This is a genomic window from Streptomyces sp. BoleA5 (genome assembly GCF_000373665.1).
Lineage (GTDB): Bacteria > Actinomycetota > Actinomycetes > Streptomycetales > Streptomycetaceae > Actinacidiphila.
The window spans coordinates 1-5,234 of sequence record NZ_KB892148.1 but is presented as its reverse complement, the minus strand read 5'-3'; the positions used below and the strand labels follow the sequence as shown (position 1 = coordinate 5,234).

Below are 5,234 nucleotides of genomic sequence, written 5' to 3'. Positions count from 1 at the left end.
GCCCCGGAGGGCCTGTCCCAGGGCGGACTGCGCGGCCGGTACCTGGACCTCATCCACTCCCAGGTCGCGAGCCACGACCACGTCCACGTGCCGCACGTCGGCGTCGACGCGGTGGACGCGGTCGCCCCCCACGCACCCAGCAAGAGCAAGGTCAAGGCGGGGACATCGCGGGTGGCGGTCGACCCGGCCACGTTCACGCGGCAGACGGACGCCGGGCGCTTCAGCGAGGGCTTCAGCCAGGGCTTCAGCGACATCGTCGAGAATTACCGGTTGACGCCGGTGGCCCAGTACGACGGTGCGGCCAAGGGCGCGCTCCAGGGCGGTGAGGGGACGCGCTTCGTCGCCACGGTCATCGCGACTCCGGACACCGATCTGCTGAAGCTGGCGCAGACGTACGGGACGGCGTTCGGCAAGCAGTCCCTCGGCGAGCGGCTGGGCCTCGTGATCGGTGTGAACGGACAGGTGGGCAGGGACGCCGACATCGTCGACACCGTGCGGAAGTTCGCTCAGCAGTGGGAGAAGGAGGGCGACTTCTCGGTTTCCGTCAGCGGTTTCACCTGGGAGCAGCGGAACCCCCAGCTGCTGAAGGACGGCGGCCAGAAGATGGTGCCGTACGGCGCGCTCCGCGAGGCGGTCATCCGTGACGATCTCACCCGGGGCATGCTCGACAAGCTGAAGCTGAACGCCAAGGGAGAGGTGTACCTGCACGTCGGTGACGCCGACGTCCAGAGCATGGTCATCGGTGGGAAGCCGCTCTTCGAGCGTGCCGCCGCGAAGATCGAATCGCTGAGCGCCGACAACAAGCTTCCTCCGGAAGTGGTGAGCGGCGGTTACACCCTCCCCGGGGGTGCCGCGAAGAACGCCGCGGATCTCGACCTGGCCGTGCGCGACGCGATGGCGAAGACCGACACGCGGGCGGTCTACTTCCCCGAGCCCAACACGTTCGTCCGTGTCGACCCGGAACTCGGCCTGGAGAAGGACATCCGGTTCGGCGAGATCTCCGGAACGGCCATCAGCTACGAGGCCAGGGAAGGGGAGCGGCTCCTCGACAGCTCCCTCAAGAACCGCGGTTACCTCTGGCGGGGGCGGGAGAACCAGGGCTTCGTCTTCGATTCGAATCTCGCTCTGGTCACGGACGGGGAGCGGATCGCCAAGGAGGTGGGGGACGACCCGCGGTCGATCCTGAGCGGGCTGACCCAGAGCCACGCGAACCCGAAGACCTGGACCGAGCAGATCGAGCGCTACATCAAGCTGCACCACCCGGACGTGCTCGTGAAGGACGCGAACGTCGGGAAGAGTCTGGCGAGCATCGCCTTCCACGGCATCGGGACGGATGACATCTCGGCCCTGAAGTCGATGACGCGCAGGGAGCTCGGAAAGGCGCTTCCGGCAGAGGCGAGCGCGATCATGAAGCTGGCCGAAGATTTCCCGGCGCCCGCCAAGCAACTGCTCGACATGGCCGTCGACACCCGTAACGCCCTGGTCGACGGCCTCAACAAGCGGCTGCCGCAGTCCGTTTCCCCGTCCGCACCGAGCGCTAGCACGTCCACGGCCGCTCACGCGGGTGCCGGTACGGGCGGAGGCCGGCTGACCCCGGACGCCGTCCGGATCCTGGACAGCATCACGGGATCGAGCACGGTCGACGGCTCCCGCCGTACGCTCGGCGGTTTCGAGTTCGGAAGGGTCCGGGACGCGGAGAGCACGAACCTCATCTCGCGGCCCGTGCTGATGACGGTCACCGAGGGGGACAAGTCGGTCCAGGTGGCCGTCCACCTCAATGTGATGGTCACCCCGAGCGGGAGGCTCGACGGAACGACGGTCAGGCTCAACGCGTCGGACTTCCATCTGACCGCGCGGTCGAAGGCCGCTCAGGACCTCATCGACAGGTCCGGGCCGTCCGCTCTGACCGCGGACAACTCCATTCATGTGGGGCCGAGCAACGCCAAGACCGGCTGGGACAACAGGGGCGGTCACCTCAAGAACCTGGCGGACGAACTCGGCATCTCGAAGGACAGCCTGGTCAAGGCGCTGGACAGCCGTTTCCCGCCGGGCGAACTGCTCGACACCGTCGCCCTGTTCCAGCGGGACGTGGAGCGCGCCATCGTCCATGCCTCCGCCTCCGAGGTCATCACGGTGGAGTTCCGGGGGGACAAGTCGTTCCCGGTCCAGGGCAAGTCCCCGGGTGTGTCGGCGCGGGCGGTCGACGCGCCGACCGGTGTGGTGGACGACTTCTTCCTCGGTGCGGGTTCTGGTGCGGGTCGGGTGGATCTGACGCTGGACGCGGGCTGGGATACGGCGCGTGGTGCGGCGGTGCCGAACCCGGTGAAGCATTCGTGGGTGGATCCGGTGTCGACGCCGCGGGGCGGTGGCGCCCATGCTCCGCGGTACGAGGTACAGGCCGGCTACGACGTGCGCAGGTTCGAGGTCGGTGGGCGTTCGGTCACGGATCTGACGGTGCGGGTGCGGCTGGCCGGTGAGGGTCTGTCGCCGTCCCAGGTGGACGCGCTGTGGGACCGTGCGGTGTCGGGCGTGGAGCGGGTCTTCAACCGTCCTGGTGCGGTGCTGCGCGATGAGAGCGTTCTGCACGTCACGCTGGAGCGGGTCACGGGCAACGCCTCCGACGCCCACCTCACCGTGAATGTCGGTGGTTCGCGGGGCGCGATGAACCAGCACCAGTGGCGGATCGACGCCACCGAGCAGGATCTCGCGCACGAGCTGGGCCACCAATTGGGTCTGCGGGACGAGTACCGGGACACCACCGCCGGGCACCGCCCGGAGGTCGACGGCAGTCTCATGGGCAACTACCACAACGCGGCCCCTGAGGATCTGTCGCAGGGCGGGCCGCGCCCCCGCTACCTGGACCTCATCCACGCCCAGGTGGTCAGTCACGATCACGTCCCTGTGCCCCACGCCGACGTCGACGCGGTCCACGGGATCGCCCCCCAGGCGCCGAAGAAGGCCAAGCCGAATCCCGCGCGGCCCGCGGCCGTCCCGCCCACCTTCACGCGCCAGACCGACGCCGTGCGATTCACCGACGGCTACGGCGACATCGCAAGCCACTACCGGTTGACGCCGGTGGCCCAGTACGACGGTGCGGCCAAGGGCGCGCTCCAGGGCGGTGACGGGACGCGTTTCGTGGCCACCGTCATCGCGACCCCGGACACCGATCTGCTCACGCTGGCGAAGATGTACGGGACGGCGTTCACGGACGAGTCGGTCCTGGGTGAGCGGCTGGGTCTGGTCATCGGTGTGAACGGGCGCGCCGGCAAGGAAACCGAGATCGCCGACAGGGTGCGCGCGTTCGCCCAGCAGTGGGAGCAGGAAGGCAACTTCGAGGTCTCCGTCACCGGCTTCACGTGGCGCCAGCCCGATCCCAAGCTGGTGGAGGCCGGCGCCCAGAAGGAGATTCCCTACGGCGCGCTGCGTGAGGCGGTCGTCCGCGACGACCTCACCCGCGGCATGCTCGACAAGGTCAGACTGAACGCCGGGGGAGAGGTGTACCTGCACGTCGGTGACGCCGACGTCAAGAGCATGGTCGTCGGAGGCGAGCCGCTCTTCGAGCGCGCGGCGGCGAAGATCGAGTCGTTGAGCGCGCAGAACGACGGGTTCGCCCCCGAGATGGTGAGCGGTGGTTACACCCTCCCCGGGGGTGCCGCGAAGAAGGCCGCCGACCTCGACCTGGCCGTGCGCGACGCGATGGCGAAGACCGACGCGCGGACGGTCTACTTCCCCGAGCCCAACACGTTCGTCCGTGTCGACCCGGCCAACTCCCTCGGCCTGGAGAAGGACATCAGGTTCGGCGAGGTCTCCGGAAGGGCCATCAGCTACGAGGCCAGGGAAGGGGAGCGGCTCCTCGACAGCCTCGTCAAGAACCGCGGCCACCTGTGGCAGGGACGGGAGAAGGATGCCGTCGTGTTCGACTCGGGCCTGGCCCTGGTCACCGACGGCGACCGCATAGCCCTGGAAGTGGGCGACGACCCGCAGTCGCTTCTCACGGGTCTCACGCAGAGCCATGCGAGCCGGAAGACGTGGACCGAGCAGGTGGAGCACTACCTCAAGCTGCACCACCCTCACGTCCTGACGAAGGACCAGCACGTGGGGAAGAGCCTGGCGGCGATCGCCTTCCACGACATCCGGCTGGACGGCACGAAACTCCGGGTGATGAAGGGGAGTGAACTCACCACGTTCCTGAAGGGCGAGTTCACGGCGGTTCGCTCGGCCACCGGGGGCGTCAACGACACCTTCAAGCAGCTCGTCCAGATGTCCATCGACACCCGGAACGCCCTGGTCAACGGCATCAACAAGCACCTGCCGCAGTCCGTCTCGGCGGCCGCCCCGGCGGCCGCGGGCTCCACGCGGCTGACCGCGGACGGGGTGCTGGACGTCATCATCGGCGGGGGCGGCGGAAGGCCCGGGGACGCGCGTCGCACGCTCGGGGGCTTCGAGTTCGGCGTGGAGACCCGTAACAACGGTGGCCACAACCTCATTTCGCGGCCGATCGTGGTCACGGTCGAGGACGGCGGGACGCAGGCGGAGGTGGCCGTCCACCTGAACGTGGTCCTCACCTCCGGCCACGAGACGCGGGTGCCGGGCGGGTCGTCGGTCACGATCAAGGGCAGCGACTTCCACCTGACCGCCCGGTCGAAGGCCGCCCAGGACCTGATCGACGAGCACGGACCGTCCATCCTGACCGCGGACAACTCCATCCACGTGGGCCCGGGCAATGCCACGACGGGGTGGAACAACAACCGTGGTCACTTCAGGAACCTGGCGCAGGAGCTGGGTGTCTCGGAGGACCTCCTGCTCGAGGTGCTGAAGAGGCGTTTCCCGCCGGAGGATCTGCTGGACACGCTCGGGCGGCTCCAGCAGGACGTGCGCCACGCCGTGGTGCACGGCTCCGGTACGGAGACGGTGACGGTGCGTCTGGAGAGCGGCGACAAGTCGTTCCCGATCCAGGACAGCTCCAATGGTGTGTCGCCCAGGGGCGTTTCCGTGCCTGGCGGTGTGGTGGACGACGTCTTGCATGGTTCGGTTCCGGGTGCGGGGCGGGTGGATCTGACGTTGGATCCCGGTTGGGATGCGGCGCGTGGTGCGGCGGTGCCGGACACGGTGAAGCATTCGTGGGTGGATCCGGTGTCGACGCCGCGGGGTGGTGGTGCGCATGCGCCGCGGTATGAGGTGCGTGCGGGTTATGACGTGCGCCGGTTCGAGTTGGGGGACCGTTCGGTCACTGA

At 68.6% G+C, this 5,234-nt stretch carries 1 protein-coding gene; it reads left to right on the top strand.

Going from position 1 to position 5,234, the window contains the following annotated elements; translation table 11 throughout:
* Positions 1-5,234, top strand: a 5,234-nt coding sequence (locus tag B085_RS44970) for a hypothetical protein (RefSeq protein ID WP_037733225.1), incomplete at both ends; no start/stop codon positions are given.